General features: G+C 73.5%; 19 protein-coding genes. 11 read left to right on the top strand and 8 right to left on the bottom strand.

Annotated features, from left to right (window positions below; genetic code table 11):
- Positions 1–40: 40 nt before the first annotated feature.
- The 3 genes from ASG36_RS03935 to ASG36_RS03925 are packed head-to-tail and all read left to right on the top strand — an operon-like array spanning position 41 to position 3650.
- Positions 41–562 (top strand): 2Fe-2S iron-sulfur cluster-binding protein, encoded by a 522-nt coding sequence (locus ASG36_RS03935; RefSeq protein ID WP_055759699.1) that lies wholly within the window; start codon positions 41–43, stop codon positions 560–562.
- Positions 559–1584, top strand: coding sequence for a xanthine dehydrogenase family protein subunit M (locus ASG36_RS03930; protein ID WP_055759697.1), 1026 nt, complete (start codon positions 559–561; stop codon positions 1582–1584). The genes ASG36_RS03935 and ASG36_RS03930 overlap by 4 nt, the downstream gene beginning before the upstream one ends.
- Positions 1581–3650, top strand: a complete 2070-nt coding sequence (locus ASG36_RS03925) for a xanthine dehydrogenase family protein molybdopterin-binding subunit (RefSeq protein ID WP_055759695.1) — start codon at positions 1581–1583, stop codon at positions 3648–3650. Before ASG36_RS03930 ends, ASG36_RS03925 begins: the two co-directional genes overlap by 4 nt.
- Positions 3651–3683: 33 nt before the next feature.
- On the opposite strand, the gene ASG36_RS03920 is transcribed toward ASG36_RS03925, so the two are convergent.
- Entirely contained in the window at positions 3684–4181 is a 498-nt protein-coding gene (locus ASG36_RS03920; protein WP_055759692.1) for a MarR family winged helix-turn-helix transcriptional regulator, read from the bottom strand.
- An 87-nt stretch (positions 4182–4268) separates the two neighbouring features.
- Here ASG36_RS03920 and ASG36_RS03915 point away from each other — a divergent pair, with 87 nt between their 5' ends.
- The 6 genes from ASG36_RS03915 to ASG36_RS03890 all read left to right on the top strand — a co-directional run bounded on the left by ASG36_RS03915 (position 4269) and on the right by ASG36_RS03890 (position 9211).
- On the top strand, positions 4269–4826 hold the full coding sequence (locus ASG36_RS03915) for a YceI family protein (protein ID WP_055759689.1): 558 nt from the start codon (positions 4269–4271) through the stop codon (positions 4824–4826).
- Between the two features lie 113 nt (positions 4827–4939).
- Positions 4940–5416, top strand: a complete 477-nt coding sequence (locus ASG36_RS03910) for a MauE/DoxX family redox-associated membrane protein (RefSeq protein WP_055759687.1) — start codon at positions 4940–4942, stop codon at positions 5414–5416.
- Complete coding sequence (locus tag ASG36_RS03905) at positions 5406–6179, top strand: thioredoxin domain-containing protein (protein WP_055759684.1); 774 nt, start codon at positions 5406–5408, stop codon at positions 6177–6179. The genes ASG36_RS03910 and ASG36_RS03905 overlap by 11 nt, the downstream gene beginning before the upstream one ends.
- Positions 6180–6199: 20 nt before the next feature.
- Positions 6200–6544: a hypothetical protein gene (locus ASG36_RS03900; protein ID WP_055759681.1), complete on the top strand. Its 345-nt coding sequence runs from the start codon at positions 6200–6202 to the stop codon at positions 6542–6544.
- A 107-nt stretch (positions 6545–6651) separates the two neighbouring features.
- Entirely contained in the window at positions 6652–8544 is a 1893-nt protein-coding gene (gene typA, locus ASG36_RS03895) for a translational GTPase TypA (protein WP_055759678.1), read from the top strand.
- 169 nt (positions 8545–8713) lie between these two features.
- Entirely contained in the window at positions 8714–9211 is a 498-nt protein-coding gene (locus ASG36_RS03890) for a DUF5994 family protein (protein ID WP_157498542.1), read from the top strand.
- Between the two features lie 10 nt (positions 9212–9221).
- Here ASG36_RS03890 and ASG36_RS03885 read toward each other — a convergent pair whose 3' ends face one another.
- The 7 genes from ASG36_RS03885 to ASG36_RS03860 all read right to left on the bottom strand — a co-directional run bounded on the left by ASG36_RS03885 (position 9222) and on the right by ASG36_RS03860 (position 14971).
- Positions 9222–9884 carry an SDR family oxidoreductase gene (locus tag ASG36_RS03885; protein WP_200944318.1) on the bottom strand — a complete coding sequence of 221 codons (663 nt, stop codon included), beginning with the start codon at positions 9882–9884 and terminating at the stop codon, positions 9222–9224.
- A 103-nt stretch (positions 9885–9987) separates the two neighbouring features.
- Positions 9988–10965: a sulfite exporter TauE/SafE family protein gene (locus ASG36_RS03880; protein ID WP_055759672.1), complete on the bottom strand. Its 978-nt coding sequence runs from the start codon at positions 10963–10965 to the stop codon at positions 9988–9990.
- An 89-nt stretch (positions 10966–11054) separates the two neighbouring features.
- Positions 11055–11135 carry a putative leader peptide gene (locus tag ASG36_RS23040; RefSeq protein ID WP_369794074.1) on the bottom strand — a complete coding sequence of 27 codons (81 nt, stop codon included), beginning with the start codon at positions 11133–11135 and terminating at the stop codon, positions 11055–11057.
- Between the two features lie 65 nt (positions 11136–11200).
- Positions 11201–12652: an MFS transporter gene (locus ASG36_RS03875; protein WP_235494546.1), complete on the bottom strand. Its 1452-nt coding sequence runs from the start codon at positions 12650–12652 to the stop codon at positions 11201–11203.
- 16 nt (positions 12653–12668) lie between these two features.
- Positions 12669–13670, bottom strand: coding sequence for an inorganic phosphate transporter (locus ASG36_RS03870; RefSeq protein WP_055759669.1), 1002 nt, complete (start codon positions 13668–13670; stop codon positions 12669–12671).
- 6 nt (positions 13671–13676) lie between these two features.
- Positions 13677–14294, bottom strand: a complete 618-nt coding sequence (locus tag ASG36_RS03865) for a DUF47 domain-containing protein (protein ID WP_055759666.1) — start codon at positions 14292–14294, stop codon at positions 13677–13679.
- 95 nt (positions 14295–14389) lie between these two features.
- Entirely contained in the window at positions 14390–14971 is a 582-nt protein-coding gene (locus ASG36_RS03860) for a sigma-70 family RNA polymerase sigma factor (protein ID WP_055759664.1), read from the bottom strand.
- A 76-nt stretch (positions 14972–15047) separates the two neighbouring features.
- Here ASG36_RS03860 and ASG36_RS03855 point away from each other — a divergent pair, with 76 nt between their 5' ends.
- Together ASG36_RS03855 and ASG36_RS03850 are read left to right on the top strand one after the other, a co-directional pair.
- Positions 15048–15686 carry a zf-HC2 domain-containing protein gene (locus ASG36_RS03855; RefSeq protein WP_055759660.1) on the top strand — a complete coding sequence of 213 codons (639 nt, stop codon included), beginning with the start codon at positions 15048–15050 and terminating at the stop codon, positions 15684–15686.
- Positions 15683–17413: a FixH family protein gene (locus ASG36_RS03850; protein WP_055759657.1), complete on the top strand. Its 1731-nt coding sequence runs from the start codon at positions 15683–15685 to the stop codon at positions 17411–17413. The genes ASG36_RS03855 and ASG36_RS03850 overlap by 4 nt, the downstream gene beginning before the upstream one ends.
- Positions 17414–17419: the final 6 nt, after the last annotated feature.

Genomic DNA, 17419 nt, shown 5'->3' with positions numbered 1-17419 from the left:
CCCCGGTTCAGCCTGGGGGGCCTGGGGCACCTGTGTTGCCGTGGACAACGAGATCACCCTGCGGGTGGACGGGGCGGTCACCCCGCTGACCGTCGACACCCGCACCTCCCTGCTGGACGCCCTGCGCGAGCGCCTGGGCAACACGAGTGCGAAGAAGGGCTGCGACCACGGCCAGTGCGGGGCCTGCACGGTCCTGCTCGACGGCCGCCGGGTCAACAGCTGCCTGGTCCTGGCGGTCACCGCCGAGGGCCAGGAGGTCACCACCTCGGACGGGCTGGCCGGCGACGGACCGCACCGGCTGCACGAGACGTTCGTCGACCACGACGCCTACCAGTGCGGCTACTGCACCCCCGGCCAGATCACCTCGGCGGCCGGCGTGCTCGCCGAGGCCGCGCAGGGCTGGCCCAGCGCGGTGAGCGAGGACCTCGTCGCCGAGCGGACCGACCTCACCGACGCCGAGATCCGCGAGCGCATGTCGGGCAACCTCTGCCGCTGCGCCGCCTACGCCAACATCGTCCCGGCGGTCGCCGAGGTCGCCACGGAACAGGGAGTGCGCGCGTGAGGGAGTTCCGGTACGAGAAGGCCGCCGACCCGGCCGGCGCGGTCGCGCTGCTGGCCGACGAACCGACCGGGGCCTACCTGGGCGGCGGCACCAACCTGGTCGACCTCATGCGGCTGGGCGTGGCCACCCCCGACCTGCTGGTCGACGTCCGGCAGCTGACCTCCACCGAGGTCACCGACCTGCCCGACGGCGGGCTGCGCATCGGTGCCGCGGTGCCCAACGCCGACCTCGCCGGCGAGCGCCGGGTGCGGGAGCGCTACCCGCTGCTGGCCCAGGCGCTGCTGGCCGGGGCGAGCGGGCAGCTGCGCAACCGGGCCACCACCGGTGGCAACCTGCTCCAGCGCACCCGGTGCACCTACTTCACCGACGTGACGATGCCGTGCAACAAGCGGGAGGCGGGCTCCGGCTGCGCCGCCGTCGGCGGCTACCACCGCAACCTGGCCGTGCTCGGCGCCACGAACGAGGGCGGGGAGTCCCCGCACACCTGCGTGGCCACCCACCCCTCCGACATGGCCGTCGCACTGCGCGCACTGGACGCCACCGTGCAGGTGCTGGGCCGGGACGGCGAGCGGAGCATCCCGATCGCCGAGCTGCACCGCCTGCCCGGGGACGACCCGACCCGCGACACCACGCTCGCGCACGGGGAGCTGATCACCGCGATCGACGTCCCGGCACTGCCGTGGGCGACCCGCTCGCGCTACCGCAAGGTCCGGGACCGGGCCTCCTACGCCTTCGCCCTGGTCAGCGTGGCTGCGGCGATGGACCTGCAGGGCACCGGCCCGGACGCCGTCGTCGGTGACGTCCGGATCGCCCTGGGCGGGGTCGCGCACAAGCCCTGGCGGGCGACCGTGGCCGAGGACGCCCTGCGCGGCGGGCCGGCCACCGAGGCCGCCTTCACCGCGGCCGCCGAGGCCGAGCTGGCCGCCGCCGACCCGCTCAGCGACAACGCGTTCAAGATCCCGATGGTCACGAACATGATCACCCGCACCCTGCTCCAGATCTCCGCGGAGGCCCGCGCATGACCGCCACCACCGAACGGGCCGTCGGCAGCGACGTCCGCCGCATCGACGGACCGGACAAGGTCCGCGGCCGCGCGCCCTACGCCTACGAGCACGAACTGGGTGCGCAGGCGGTCTTCGTGGCCCTCGTCCAGTCGACCGCGGCCAGGGGACGGATCACCTCGATCGACGTCAGCGCGGCCGAGGCGCTGCCGGGGGTGCTCGCCGTCCTGACGCACGAGAACGCGCCGCGGCTGGGTGACGTGGCCGACGAGATCGTCGTGCTGCAGTACGACCGGGTGCAGTACGTCGGCGAACCGGTCGCCGCCGTGGTCGCGGAGTCCTCCGAGGTCGCCCGGGACGCCATCGGCCGGGTCGTCGTCAGCTACGACGCGCAGCCCGCCGACGTCCGGCTGGCCACCGACCGGGACGACCTGTACCCGCCGGAGGAGCTGATGGCCGGCTTCGAGACCGACTCGGTCATCGGGGACGTCGACGGGGCGCTGGCCGCGGCACCGGTGAGCATCGACGTCACCTACGAGACGCCGAACCAGCACAACAACCCCATCGAGATGCACGCGACCGTCGCCCGCTGGGACGGCGACGTGCTGCGCATGTGGGACGCCAACCAGGGCCCGCACAACCTCGTGCCGGTGATCACCGAGGCGTTCGGGATCACCGAGGACCAGCTGCACATCACCTCGCCCTACGTGGGCGGCGCGTTCGGGTCCAAGGCCTACACCCACGTGCACCAGCTGATCGCCGGGATGGCCGCTAAGGTCACCGGGCGCACGGTCAAGCTGGAGCTGACCCGGCCGCAGATGTTCACCCTGGTCGGGCACCGCACGCCCACCATCCAGCGGTTGCGCCTGGGCGCGCAGCCCGACGGCACCCTGACGGCGATCAGCCACGAGGTCGTCGAGCACACCTCGCAGAACGCCGAGTTCGCCGAGCAGACCGCCACCGCGACGCGGCTCATGTACTCGGCGCCGGCCCGCCGGACGACGCACCGGCTGGCCAAGCTCGACGTCCCGGCGCCGACGATCATGCGGGCGCCGGGGGAGACCCCGGGCATGTACGCCCTGGAGTCGGCGATGGACGAGCTGGCCGCCGAGCTGGGCATCGACCCGATCGAGCTGCGGCTGCGCAACGAGCCCGACCGCGACCCCGAGCGCGACGTGCCGTGGAGCACCCGCAACCTGGTCGCCTGTTTGCGCCAGGGGGCGCAGCGGTTCGGCTGGGCCGACCGCGACCCGCGCCCCGGCGTCCGGGAGGACGGCCGCTGGTTGATCGGCACCGGCGTCGCCGCGGCGACCTACCCGACGCGTCGCCGTCCCTCGGCGGCCCGGATCGAGGCCGTGGAGGGCAAGCCCTACGTGGTGAGCATCGACGCCTCGGACATCGGCACCGGTGCGTGGACCGCCCTGACCCAGATCGCCGCCGACGCCCTCCGGGTGCCGATGGACCGGATCGACCTGCGGATCGGCGACAGCCGGCTGCCGAAGGCGTCGGGGGCCGGCGGCTCCACCGGGATCACCTCGTGGGGCCCGGCGATCATGGCCGCGGCGGAGCAGCTGGCCGACCGGGAGATCCCCGCCGGTGGGCTCACCGTCACCGGTGAGGCCGGCCCCGGTGACGAGGCCGAGCAGTACTCCAGCCACGCCTTCGGGGCGCACTTCGCCGAGGTCCGGGTCGACCGGGACTCCGGGGAGGTGCGGGTGCCGCGGATGACCGGGGTGTTCGCGGCCGGGCGGATCATCAACGCCACGACCGGCCGCTCACAGTTCCTGGGCGGCATGACGATGGGCCTGTCGATGGCGCTGCACGAGGAGTCGGTGCTCGACCAGACCCGGGGGCACTACGCCAACCACGACCTGGCCGAGTACCACATCGCCAGCAACGCCGACGTCGGCGAGATGGACATCAGCTGGATCGACGAGTCCGACGACCTGCACAACCCGCTGGGCGCCAAGGGCATCGGCGAGATCGGCATCGTCGGGTCCGCGTCGGCGATCGGCAACGCGTACTGGCACGCCACCGGACGCCGGGTCCGCGACCTGCCCATCACCCCGGACAAGTACTTCCGCTGATCCTGCCGACCGGCTCCCCCGCGGGGGAGCCGGTCAGCGGGGCGGGTCGAGGTGGGCCAGCAGGGTCTGGCCGATGTCGGTCATCGCCGCGACCTGCGCCGGGCTGAGCTGGTCGAACAGGTGGGTGCGGACGCTCTCCACGTGCACCGGGGCAGCAGCTTCCAGGGCGCTGAACCCCTCCTCGGTGAGGACGGCGAGCTGGCCCCGGCCGTCGTCCGGGCACACCTGCCGGCGCACCCAGCCGCGCTCCTCGAGCCGGGACACCGCGTGGGAGAGCCGGCTGCGGGAGGACAGGCAGCGCTCGGCGAGCTCGCTCATCCGCAGCGAGCGGCCCGGGGTCTCCGACAGCTGCACGAGGATCTCGTAGTAGGCGTGCGAGATGCCCGTCTCCCGGGTCAGCTCCCGGTCGAGGCGGTCGGCGAGCAGCTGGGTGCTGTACAACCAGGCGCGCCAGGCCTGCTGCTCGGACTCGTCCAGCCAGCGGGGGGCGGGCGCGGTGGCCGGTGACGGGGACGACACCTCTGCGGTCATGCCCCGAGGGTACTGGCGGAATGCTCAAGGGTTCAACTACGCTACGGTCCAGCGAAGCAGTCAAGCGCTCAACCACTTGGAGGAAGCATGAGCAGCACCACGCAGATCCCCGGCTACCTGGCCGGCACCTGGGACATCGACGCCACCCACTCCACGGTCGGCTTCTCCGTCCGCCACATGATGGTCAGCAAGGTCCGCGGCTACTTCACGAAGTTCGACGGCGTCATCGTCACCGCCGCCGACCCGGCCGCCTCCACCGTCGAGGCCTCGATCGACATGGACTCGATCGACACCCGCCAGGAGCAGCGCGACGCCCACATCAAGTCCGCCGACTTCTTCGACACCGGCAACCACACCGTGATGACCTTCCGGTCCACCGGCATCAAGGCCAAGGGCGACGACTGGACCGTCGAGGGCGAGCTCACCATCAAGGGCATCACCAAGCCCACCACGCTGTCGCTGGAGCTGAACGGCTTCGGGCCGGACGCCTACGGCGGCACGCGCGCCGGCTTCACCGGCAAGACCGACATCTCCCGCAAGGAGTTCGGCGTGGACATCGACATGCCCATGGACGGTGGCGGCGTCGTCGTCGGCGACAAGATCTCCGTCGAGCTCGAGATCGAGGCCGTGCTCCGCGCCTCATAGGACGCTGACAGAGGGCCCCGGGGTGACGACACCCCCGGGGCCCTCCGTCGTTCCCGGGAGATCCACAGCTGAGCTGCGGGAACCTCCGACGGTCCCCGGACGACTGTGGGGGAGTGCGGTCCGACCTGCGTCCCTGGCTGGCTCTCGCCGCCCGGCTGCTCCTGGGCGGCGTCTTCGTCGTCGCCGGCCTGCTGAAGCTGCCCGACCCCGCCGCGGCGGTGCGGGCCGTCCGGGCCTACCGGCTGCTGCCCGAGGTGCTGGTCGGCCCGGTCGCCTTCGGCCTGCCCGTCGTCGAGGTCGCCGTCGGTCTGGCGCTGCTCGCCGGGGTGTTCGTCCGGACGGCGGCGGTGGCCTCCGCGCTGCTGCTCGCGGTCTTCCTCGTCGGCGTCGGCTCCGCCTGGGCGCGCGGCCTGCAGATCGACTGCGGCTGCTTCGGCGGCGGGGGTCAGGTGCAGACCGGGCAGACCGCCTACCCGGCCGAGGTCGCCCGGGACACCGCCCTGCTGCTGGTCGCCCTGGCGCTGGCCCGGTGGCCGCACTCCCGGTTCTCGCTCGCCCCCTCCCGTCAGGAGCCCCTCCGTGTCCAGTGACCCCACCCGCGGCCGCGCGGCCGCCCAGCGCCGGATCGCCGAGAGGCGTGCCGCCGAGGCCGCCGTCCGCGCCGCGGAGCAGAAGCGCCGACGCACCCTGGTCGGCGGGGTCGTCGCGGCGGTGCTCGTCGTGGTGGCCGTGGTCGCCGTCGTCCTGGTGCAGACCGCCCGGACGTCGACCGCCGCCGACGCTGCGGTGCCCTCGGGGACGGCGCCGGGCAGCTCGCAGACCGCCTTCGCGGTCGGCAGCGCCGACGCCCCGGTCACGGTGGACCTCTACGAGGACTACCAGTGCCCCAACTGCCGGGACTTCGAGGCCGCCGCCGGCTCGACGCTGGAGGACCTCGTCGACGCCGGGACGGTCCGGGTGGAGTACCACGGCATGGCCTTCCTGGACTCCGACCGGAACGACGACTACTCCACCCGGGCGCTGAACGCCGCGGCCGTGGTGGCCTCGACCACCGGCCCCGAGGCGCTGGAGCGCTTCCACGACCTGCTCTACGCGAACCAGCCCGACGAGGCCACCGGCAGCGGGCTGACCGACGACCAGCTGGTCTCCTACGCCGAGCAGGCCGGGGCCACCGGCGACGCGGTCACCGCGGGGATCGAGGACCAGACCTACCGGGACTGGACGGTCACCGCCACCGACCAGGCGTCGAAGGACGGCGTCACCGGCACCCCGACGGTCTTCGTCGACGGGACGGCGCTGACCGACCTGTCCGCCGACGGGCTGACCGCAGCGGTCGCCGCCGCCCAGCAGTGACCGGCGGGGACACTGGGCCCATGTCGACCAGCACGCTGAACCGCTCCCGGCTCGCCGCCCTGCCCTCCGCCCTGCCCGTCGCGATCGGCCTGGCCGCCGGGTTCGGCATCGCCCAGGGCACCGGCGTCCGGGCCCTGGGTGGCGCCGTCTTCCTCGCCGGCGGGCTCGCGGCCGGGTGGCTGTGGCGGCGCCGGCGCGGCTGGGCGGTCACCGCCGGGCTGGCCGCGGTCTACCTGGTGGCCTTCGTGCTCGCCCACGTGCTGGCCATCGGCGTCGGCTGGCCGGCCTGGCTGGCTGTGGGCGTCGTCACGATCGTGGCCGCGGGCATCGCCTTCGCGGTGGCTGACCGGTCACAGCCGGCCTGAGGTCGGGCCGGAGCGCCTACCATGGGAGGGTCGCCGGTCGGCGACGGGCGGTGCTCGGGGGATCCCACCAGTGCCGCGAACCCCGATCTCCTGAGGTGCCTCTCCGCATGCCCACCCGTAATGACCTGCGCAACGTGGCGATCGTCGCCCACGTCGACCACGGCAAGACCACCCTGGTCGATGCGCTGCTCCGCCAGGCCGGCGCCCTCGGGCGCGCCAAGGGCGAGGGCACGGACAACGACTCGACGCAGGACCGGGTCATGGACTCCATGGACCTCGAGCGCGAGCGTGGCATCACCATCCTCGCCAAGAACACCGCGATCCGGCTCGCCGACGCCGACGGCAACCCCGTCGTCGTCAACATCGTCGACACCCCCGGCCACGCCGACTTCGGCGGTGAGGTCGAGCGCGGTCTGTCCATGGTCGACGGTGTCGTGCTGCTCGTCGACGCCTCCGAGGGCCCGCTGCCGCAGACCCGCTTCGTGCTCCGCAAGGCCCTGGCCAAGGGGATGCCGGTCATCCTCGCCGTCAACAAGACCGACCGTGGCGACGCCCGGATCGAAGAGGTCGTCGACGAGTGCTACGAGCTCTTCATGGAGCTGCTCGAGGACGCCGGCCTCCCCGCCGAGACCCTCGAGTTCCCGATCGTCTACTGCAACGGCCGCACCGGCCAGGCCTCGCTGAACAAGCCGGAGAACGGCACCGTCCCGGACAGCCCGGACCTCGGTCCGCTGGTCCAGACGCTGCTGGACACCATCCCGGCCCCCGAGTACGACGCCGAGGAGCCGCTGCGCGCGCAGGTCACCAACCTCGACGCCTCCCCGTTCCTGGGTCGCCTCGCCCTGCTCCGCATCCACTCCGGTGAGATGAAGCGCGGCCAGCAGGTCGCGTGGTGCAAGGTCGACGGCACGATCACCAAGGTCAAGATCACCGAGCTGCTGTCCACCGAGGGCCTGACCCGCGTGCCGGCCGAGAGCGCCGGCCCCGGCGACCTGGTCGCCATCGCCGGCATCGAGGACATCGGCATCGGCGACACGCTCGCCGACCCCGACGACCCGCGTCCGCTGCCGGCGCTGACCGTCGACGAGCCCTCGATCTCGATCACCATCGGGATCAACACCTCGCCGCTGTCGGGCAAGTCGGGCAAGAAGGTCACCGCCCGCCTGATCAAGAACCGCCTCGACCAAGAGCTCGTCGGTAACGTCTCGGTGCGCATGCTGCCCACCGAGCGCCCCGACACCTGGGAGATGCAGGGCCGTGGCGAGCTCGCCCTGGCGATCCTGGTCGAGCAGCTGCGCCGCGAGGACTTCGAGCTCACCGTCGGCCGCCCGCAGGTGGTCACCAAGGAGATCGACGGCAAGCTGCACGAGCCGGTCGAGCGGGTCACCATCGACACCCCGGGTGAGTACGTCGGCACGCTGACCCAGGCCCTGGCGATCCGCCGCGGCCGCCTGGAGAACCTGGTGCACCACGACACCGGCTGGGCGCGGATGGAGTACGTCGCCCCCTCCCGTGGCCTGATCGGGTTCCGCACCGAGTTCCTCACCGAGACCCGCGGCACCGGCGTGTTCAACCACGTGCTCGAGGGCTACGAGCCGTGGCTGGGCGACATGCGCGCCCGTCCGACCGGCTCCCTGGTCGCCGACCGCACCGGTGTGGCCACGACCTACTCGATGTTCTCCCTGCAGGAGCGCGGCCAGATGATGGTCGAGCCCGGCACCGAGGTCTACGAGGGCATGCTCGTGGGTGAGAACTCGCGTCCCGACGACATGGACGTGAACATCACCAAGGAGAAGAAGCTCACCAACATGCGCAAGTCCACCTCCGAGGAGCTGGAGCGGCTCATCCCGCCGCGCATCCTCAACCTGGAGCAGGCGCTGGAGTTCTGCGCCGAGGACGAGTGCGTCGAGGTCACCCCGGCCACCGTGCGGGTGCGCAAGGTCGTGCTGGACCAGACCGAGCGCGGCAAGAGCAAGAACCGCAAGCCCAAGCCGGTCTGATCGACTGGCTGTCGTCGCCCCCGTCACCCTCGTGGTGGCGGGGGCGTCGTCGTTCCGCGGTGGTCGCGGATCGGTGACGGTGGGTGAGGACCGGCCGTGTGACGGAGGGGTCCGGTGGGGCGCGGCGTGTCCGTCGGGACGGCGTCCCCGGGCTGCCTAGCGTCGTCCCGTGGAGAACCCGAGGACCAACCGCGCGGCATGGGTCGGCGAGCAGGAGCTGCCCGGTTTCCGCGGTGGGATCGACGTGCGGGTGAGCCTGCGCACCGATGCCGGCGAGGGTCTGCACGGCGCCTGGTGGCCCCGCTCCACCGACCTGGCCCTGGAGCTGCCCGAGCTCGTCGCCGCCCTGGACCGCCGCGGGGTCGGCGTCACCCGGTTCACCTACCCGTTCTCGGCCTGGCACCGGGTGCCGCGCAAGCTGGCCGTGGGGGAGCGGGTGGTCCGGGTCGGCGGCTTCGCCACCGGTGACCCGCAGGTCGTCACGCTCACCTGCGGTGACCGACAGCTGCAGCTCCAGCTGCTCGTCGTCCCGCCGGCCACCGAGGCACTGCTCAGCGCGCGGGCGCTCCGGCTGGCCGCGCACCCCGGCCGCGCCCGCACCCCGGTCGCCGTCCTCGACGACGCCGCCCGGCACCCGGCGCTGCAGGTGGTCCGCAGCGCCGGGTGAGCGCCTCGTCTCAGTCGGTGCCCTCGACCTGGAAGCGGAAGGCGTCGCGCTTGCTGTGCAGGTCCCACAGGTGGCCGGCCATCACGTCGGGGCCCTTGACCGGGTCGCCGTCGACCATCGCGCCGGGGATGACCAGCTGGGAGACCTGGATGCCCTCGTCGGTGAGCACCTCGTTGAGCAGCTGCGCGTAGGCGGTCAGTCCGGCGAAGGCGACGCTGGTGCCGGCCACGCCCTTGTTCGGGACGACGGCCGAACCGCCGTTGACGAACAGGATCGAGGGCTTCGAGCCCTCGGGCAGGTAACGCATCCCGGGCAGCACCTGCCGGACGGCGGCCACCGGGCCGTAGATCGAGAACTCCACCGGGCCGACCAGGTCGGCGGCGGTGGTCTCCAGCACCGGGCGCAGGAAGGTCTTGTCCGGGAGCGGGCTGTACTGCAGCACCTCGATCGGGCCCATGGTCTCCCCGATCTGGGCCAGGGTGTGGGTGATCGAGTCGGGGTCGCGCACGTCGGCGACGAAGCCCCCGGTGGTGATGCCCTCGGCGGCCAGGTCGGCGGCGAGCTCGGAGACCCGGGTCTGGTTGCGGGCGACCAGGGCGATGTCGTAGCCCTGTGCCCCGAACACGCGGGCGGTGGCGGCGCCCAGTCCCCGACCGGCTCCGATGATGGCCATGACGCTCATTGCGGTGGTACCTCCTGCGGTGTCGCGCCGTCCGGGTGACGACGCCGTCCTCCGCCCCCTACCCGGTTGTGCGCAACCCACCCGTCCCGTCGGACTAGTCGCGGGGGTCCTGCGGGCGACCGGCGCCGACGGACCCACTGTCGGAGAGCTGCCGCACCAGGGCGTCGCGGCGCTCCTGCTCGAGCTTCGCGGCGGCCTCGACCGACTCGGACTCGGTGTCGGCCCGGTAGACCCGCCAGGAGTGCACGACCGCGGCGATCCAGCCGACGACGATGACCGCGTACACCGGCCAGCGGACGGCGTCGGCGACCTCGAAGGCGTTGAACAGCGAGCGGGTGTTGGTGAAGACGATGATCCCGCCGACCGCGGAGCCCAGCAGCCGCGGCGGGACGTGCCGGACCAGCCAGGCGGCGATCGGGGCGGCGATGACGCCGCCGATGAGCAGGCCGGCGACCCAGGTGGCGTTGATCCCCTGCGAGCCGAGGGCGAACAGGAAGCCCAGCGAGGCGGCGAGCGCGACGATGAACTCCGAGGTGTCGATCGAGCCGATCACCTTGCGGGGCTCCATCCGGCCGCTGGCCAGGATGGCGGGCGTGCCGACCGGGCCCCAGCCGCCGCCGCCGGTGGCGTCGACGAACCCGGCGACCAGGCCGAGCGGGCCGAGGAAGCGCTTGCGCATCGGCTTGCCGAGGTTCTGCTTGTTCAGGCCGCGGAAGGTGAAACGGATCAGCACGTAGAGGCCGAGAACCAGCAGGATGCCGCTCATCAGCGGGGCTGCGACCGAGGTGTCCAGCGAGGACAGGAAGGTCGCTCCGGCGAAGGCGCCGACGCCGCCGGGGATGCCGATCTTGGCGACGACCCTCCAGTCGACGTTGCCGAACTTCCAGTGCGAGGCGCCGGAGACCAGCGTGGTGCCGATCTCGGCGAGGTGGACGGTGGCCGAGGCGGCGGCCGGGCTGGCGCCGACGGCCAGCAGCAGCGTCGTGGAGGTGACGCCGTAGGCCATGCCCAGGCTGCCGTCGACGAGCTGGGCGCCGAGGCCCACGAGGGCGAAGAGGATCAGGGTGCGCACAGGGGTGCTCCGGGGTGAGGGGTCTGGCGGGGGAGGGGCCCGGCTGCGCACCCGCGCCGGGACGGGGGTCGTCGAGGACCCCGGGTCGTTCAGCGAGCCAGACAGGCTGCGGTGGTGACGCGCACCAGGTCGACGTGGATGCGGGTCACCAGGAGGTCACCTGGGAGCACACCGGTCGCCGACACGGGGCAATGTCTACCAGCCCGATGCACTTAGGAGGTACACCGGCATCCCGTCAGGTGGGATCGGGTTCCAGGACGTCGGCCCGGATGGTCACCAGCGAGATCACGCCGCCCAGTGCGATGAGCCCGGCGCACAGCCGCATGGCCAGCGCGTACCCGTCGGTGAAGGCGTCCGGGCGGGCGTAGTCGTCCCCAGAGAGGCCGACCGCCAGGGGCAGCGCGGCAACGGCGAGCAGCTGGGCGGCCCGGGCGACGGCGTTGTTCACCCCGCTGGCCACCCCGGCCAGGTGGTCCGGCGCCGCGCCCAGCACGGTCGCGGTCAACGGGGCCACGGTCAGCGCCATGCCCAGGCCGAACACCAGGGAGCCGGGCAGGATGCCGGTCGCCCACCGGGTGCCGGCGTCGACGAAGGACAGGTACAGCACCCCGGACGCCGCGACGAGCGGACCGACCGTCATCGGGATGCGGGGGCCCAGCCGGGTGGCCAGCGCTCCGGCGCGGGAGGACAGCAGCGAGATGACCAGGATCGAGGGCACGACCGCCGCACCGGACTGCAGCGCGTCGTAGCCGAGCACGGTCTGCAGCTGCAGCACCAGGAAGAAGGAGAACCCGCCCATCGCGCCGTAGACGGCCAGCGTGGTCAGGTTCGCGCCGGTGAACTGCCGGTCGGCGAAGACGCCCAGGGGCAGCATCGGGTCCGCCGTCGTCCGCTCCCGGGCGACGAAGCCCACCGCGCCGGCCACCCCGAGCGCCAGCGCCACCCAGGTGCCCGGGCCGGAACCGGCGTCGATCAGCGCGTACGTGACACCGCCGAGGGCCAGTGCGGTGAGCGCGGCACCGGGGACGTCGAAGCGCCCGTGGTGGGCGGGGTCCCGGCTCTCCGGCACGTGCCGCAGCGCGACGACCACGACCGCGACCGCCAGCGGCACGTTGACCAGGAACACCCACCGCCAGCTGACGGCGTCGACCAGGAACCCGCCCAGGAAGGGCCCGCCCAGTCCGGCGACCCCGCCCAGCCCGGACCACAGCCCGATGGCGCGGGCCCGGTCGACGTGCCGGAAGGAGGACTGGATGAGCGACAGGGAGCCGGGCACCAGGAGCGCGCCGCCGATGCCCTGCAGCACGCGGGCGGCGACCAGCAGCTCGGTGGTGGGTGCGAGACCGCAGAGCAGGGAGGTGGAGGCGAACCAGACGACGCCGACCAGGAACACCCGGCGGCGGCCGTACCGGTCGCCCAGGGCGCCGCCGAGCAGGATCAGCGAGGCCAGCGCGAGGGTGTAACCGGTGACGGTCCACTGCAGGCCCGACAGCGAGGACCCCAGGTCGGCGCCGATGGTGGGCAGCGCGACGTTGACCGCGGTGGAGTCCAGGAACGCCATCGCCGAGGCGAGCACGGTGGCCAGCAGCACCCAGCGGGCCGACGTCGTCCCCAGTGCCAGGGGGGCCGGGGCGGTCGTCGTCGGCGGGTGGTCGACGGGGTTCCCGACGGGGTCGTGCGCGGACACCCGGGCCCCTCCCTGTTCAGCCGACGATCGCGTGCGTCACCCAGTACACCGCGGCGGCGACGAGACCGGCGGCCGGGAGCGTCAACACCCAGGCGACGACGATGTTCCCGGCCACGCCCCAGCGGACGGCGGACAGCCGGCGGGTGGCACCCACCCCCATGATCGACGTGGTGGTGATGTGCGTGGTCGACACCGGGACGGCGAAGACCGTGGCCGTGGTGATCATGACGCTGGACGCCACGGTCTGGGCGGAGAAGCCCCCGGCCGGGGTGAGCTGGATGATCCGCCGGCCCAGCGTGCGCATGATCCGGAAGCCACCGGCGTAGGTGCCCGCGCTGATCGCGAGCGCGGCGGCCAGCACCACCCACAGCGGCACCTCGAAGGTGTCGATCTGCCCGGCGGTGACCAGGGCCAGGGTGATGATGCCCATCGTCTTCTGGGCGTCCTGCAGTCCGTGGCCCAGTGCCATGGTGGCCGAGCTGACGATCTGGGCGTACCGGAAGCCGCGGTTGGCCCGGGTGACGTTGGCGCCGCGGAAGGACCACAGCACCGCGAGCATCACCAGGTAGCCCAGGCCGAACCCGACCAGCGGGGACAGCACCATCGGGACGACGACCTTCTCCACGATGCCCAGCCACTGCACCGAGTGGACGGCGGACAGCGCAGCGCCGACCAGGCCGCCGATCAGGGCGTGCGAGGAGGAGCTGGGCAGGCCGAAGTACCAGGTGATCAGGTTCCAGGTGATCGCGCCGATGAGCGCGGCGAAGACGATCTGCAGGCCGTCGCTGCCGCTGGGGGTGTCGATGATGCCGGCGCCCACGGTCTGGGCGACCTCGGTGGAGATCAGCGCCCCGACCAGGTTCATCACCGCGGCCAGCGCCAGGGCGACCCGCGGGGTGAGCGCCTTGGTGGAGACGGCGACGGCGATGGAGTTGGCGGCGTCGTGGAAGCCGTTGGTGTAGTCGAAGGCCAGCGCCACCACCACGATGACGACGAGAGCCAGGAAGAGCCCGTCCACCGTCGGTCAGGACTCCTTGACCGAGATGGTCTCCACCACGTTGGCGACGTGCTCGAAGGCGTCGGCGGCCTCCTCGAGCTGGTCGGCCACCTCCTTGAGCTTGAGGATCTCCAGGGCGTCGAACTCCCCGGAGTACAGCCGGGACAGCAGCCGGCGGTACAGCTTGTCCGCCTCGTTCTCCAGGCTGTTGACCTCGATCCAGTAGTCGGCGAGGTCCTTCATCGCCCGCAGCCGGGGCATCGCGTCGGCGGTCACCTGCGCGCAGCGCTGCAGCAGGGCCACCTGCTGGCCCATCTCGGCCGGGAGGGTGCCCAGCCCGGTGAGCACGACCAGGTCCGCGGCGGCCTCGATCGCGTCCATCACGTCGTCGAGGTCGCTGGCCAGGGCGTAGATGTCCTCGCGGTCGAACGGGGTGACGAAGCTGGAGTTGAGCTGCCGGAACACCGCGTGGGTCAGGTTGTCCCCGGCGTGCTCCAGGTCGCGCAGCACGCCGCCGAGCTCCTCGCGGCGGGAGACGTCGTGCACGAAGTCCCCGAGCACGGTCGTCGCCTCGACGAGGTTCTGCGCCGAGGCGGTGAACATGTCGTAGAAGCGGGTGTCCTTGGGCGTGAGGCTGAAGGCCACGAGCAGAGACTCCGGGGGGAGAACGGGGACGGCCGGACGGCCGCGGCAGAGCTTAGGTCCCCTTGCGTTCACCAACCGTCCACCGGGCCGTCATCTCAGCCGTGGGTGCGTCGTCCCCCGTGCTCGTCGTCGGCCGCGGTGTCGGCGCCCAGCGCCTCGACCAGGTCGGCCCGGGCACGGGCGACCCGGGAACGGATCGTGCCGACCGGGACGTCGGCCACGGCGGCGGCCTCCGCGTAGGGCAGGCCCATCAGCTGGGTGAGCACGAAGGCCTCGCGCCGGTCGGGGTGCAGCCGGGCGAGCAGGTCGCCGACGACGGCGTCCTCGCCCACCCGGTCGGCGGTGTTGCCGGTGTCGGCGCGCTCGAGGAGCTCGTCGTCCCCGACGAGGGTGAGCCGCCGGCGGCCGGTGCGGCGGATGGCGTCGGCGCACGTGCGGCGGGCGATGGAGAACAGCCAGGTGCGCACGGTCGACCGGCCGGCGAAGCGGTGCAGCGAGCCGAAGGCCCGCAGGTAGGTCTCCTGGGTCAGGTCGTCGGCGGACTGCCGGTCGCCCAGGTGCGCGCACAGCCGCCACACGTCGGCCTGGGTGGCCCGGACGAAGGCCGCAGCGGCGAGCGGGTCCCCGTCGGCGGCGGCCGCGGCGACCCGCGCCAGCTCGTCGACCGGGGGTTCCACGCCCCCCAGTCTGACCTGTGACCGGGCCCATGCGGACCCCGGGAACCAGGGGTGCCCCGGGAGCGACTCTCCTCCCATGCACTGCGAGCGCTGGCGCGAGGCGGCTTCTGCCCGGATGGACGGCGAGGGGTCCCCGGTCCCCGCGGCGGCCCTGGACGCCCACCTGGCCGGGTGTGCGGCCTGTTCGGCCTGGGTGGAGACCGCGGGGCTGGTGACCCGGCGCGCCCGTCTGGCGCCCGCCCCGGCCGTCCCCGACCTCACCGCGGCCGTGTTGTCCGCGCTGCCCGACCGGCTCCCCGGTGCGGCTGCCGCGGCCCGCTCCCGGCTGGTGACGACGGCCCTGCGGCTGGCGCTGCTGGCCGTCGGGGTCGCCCAGGTCGGGCTGGCCACGCCGTCGCTGGTCAGCGGGGCCGGCGCGATGAGCGCCCCGGTGCACGTCGCGCACGAGACCGGGGCCTGGAACCTCGGGCTGGCCGTGGCCTTCCTGGCCTGCGCTGCCGCCCCGCGGCTGGCCGCCGGCGCGCTGCCGTTCCTGGCCACCTTCACCGCGGTGCTCACCGTCGTCACGGTCACCGACCTCGGCGCCGGGCACGTGCACGCCGACCGGGCGGTGGGCCACCTCCTGCTCCTGGCCGGGCTGGTGGTCACCGCGGCCCTGGCCTGGCGAGGACGGCGCCGCGGGACGGCATCGGCCGGGGTGCGGGTGCTCGCGTGAGGCGCCTGGTCCTCCTCCTGCTCGCCGCGCTGCCCCTGGCCCTGCTGGTCGACGTCGGCACCGCGGCCCCGGCCAGCGCGCACGCCACCCTGGTCACCACCACCCCGGCCGAGAGCGCCCGGCTGGAGACCGCCCCGACCGAGGTGACCCTGGAGTTCGACGAGGGGGTCTCGCTCGGGGCCGGCTACGCCCGGGTGCTCGACAGCGTCGGCGAACGCGTCGACACCGGTGCCGCGACCGCCAGCGACGGCACGATCACCGTCCCGCTGCGGGCCGACCTGCCCGACGCCAGCTACGTGGTGACCTACCGGGTCGTCTCGGCGGACTCGCACCCGATCAGCGGGGCCTACGCCTTCGTGGTCGGGGACGGGGAGCTCGTGCCCACCACCGGTGCCGAGGCCGGCAGCGACGTCGACCCGGTCGTCGGGGCGCTGCTCCCGGTGGCCCGCTGGCTCGGCTTCGCCGGGTTGGCCCTCGGCGTCGGCGTCCCGGTCTTCCTGCTCGCCTGCTGGTCGGCCGGCTGGCGCTCCCGCCGGGTGCGCACGCTGACCCTCTCCGGGCTCGGTGCCGTCGCCGCCGGGGCAGTGCTGTCCTTCCTGCTGCAGGGCCCCTACGCCGCGGCCACCGGGCTGGCCGACCTGGTCGACCCGCAGCTGCTCGCCACCACCGCGGGCTCGGCGTTCGGCCTCACCCTGCTGGCCCGGGTCGTGCTGGCCGCCGGGCTCGCCGCCCTGACCGTCGTGGCCTTCCGGGCCGCTGCCCCGTCGCGGGGGCTGGTCGTCGCCGGGGTGGTGCTGGCCCTGGGTCTCGTGGTCACCACCGCGGCCGTCGGACACCCCGTCGCCGGCCCGCTGCCGGGTCTGGCCGTCGTCGTCACCGCCGTGCACGTGGCCGCGATGACCGTGTGGCTGGGCGGGCTGACCGCCCTGCTGGCCGGCGCGCTGCGGCGCGGGGTGCCGGCCGGTGAGCTGGCGACCGCGCTGCCCCGCTACAGCCGGCTCGCCGCCGGATCGGTGGCCGCGCTGGTGGTCACCGGGGTGGTCCAGTCGGTGCGCGAGGTCGGCTCACCGGCGGCGCTGGTGTCCACCACCTACGGCTGGGTGCTGGTCGCCAAGCTCGCGCTGGTGCTCGGGCTGCTCGCCGTCGCCGGGGTCAGCCGGGTGTGGGTGCAGCAGCAGCTGGGCGCCCCCCGCACCACCCGGCGCCGGGTGGTGGCGCACGCGTTCAGCGCCGAGGACGAGGACAGCGCTGCCCGGGAGCGGGCCGGTGCCGCGGTCGCCGACGTCGCCCCGTTCCGCCGCTCGGTGCTGATCGAGGTCGGGGTCGCGGCCGTGGTCCTCGCCCTCTCGGCGGTCCTGGTGGGCACCCCGCCGGCCAAGGCCGCCGTCGCCGACCCGGTCGACGTCACGCTCCCGCTGCAGGGTGCGACCGGCGCCGACGGCAGCGTGCAGCTGTCGGTCGACCCCGCGCAGCCCGGCCCGAACACCCTGCACGTCTACCTCTTCGACGCCGACGGCCAGCTGGCCCAGCCGCAGTCGCTGCGGGTGACCCTCACCGAGGCCGAGCAGCAGATCGGCCCGCTCGACGTCGAGCTCCAGCCGGCCGGGCCGGGCCACTCCGTCGGCGACGCCCAGCTGCCCACCGCGGGCAGTTGGACGGTCACCGTCACCGTCCGGCTCGACGAGTTCACCGCCCTCACGGCGTCCACCACGTTCCCCGTGCGCTGACCTGCG

Source organism: Geodermatophilus sp. Leaf369, assembly GCF_001424455.1.
Lineage (GTDB): Bacteria > Actinomycetota > Actinomycetes > Mycobacteriales > Geodermatophilaceae > Klenkia.
Note: the sequence above shows the minus strand (reverse complement) of the source record. Positions and strands in the feature narration are given on the sequence as shown.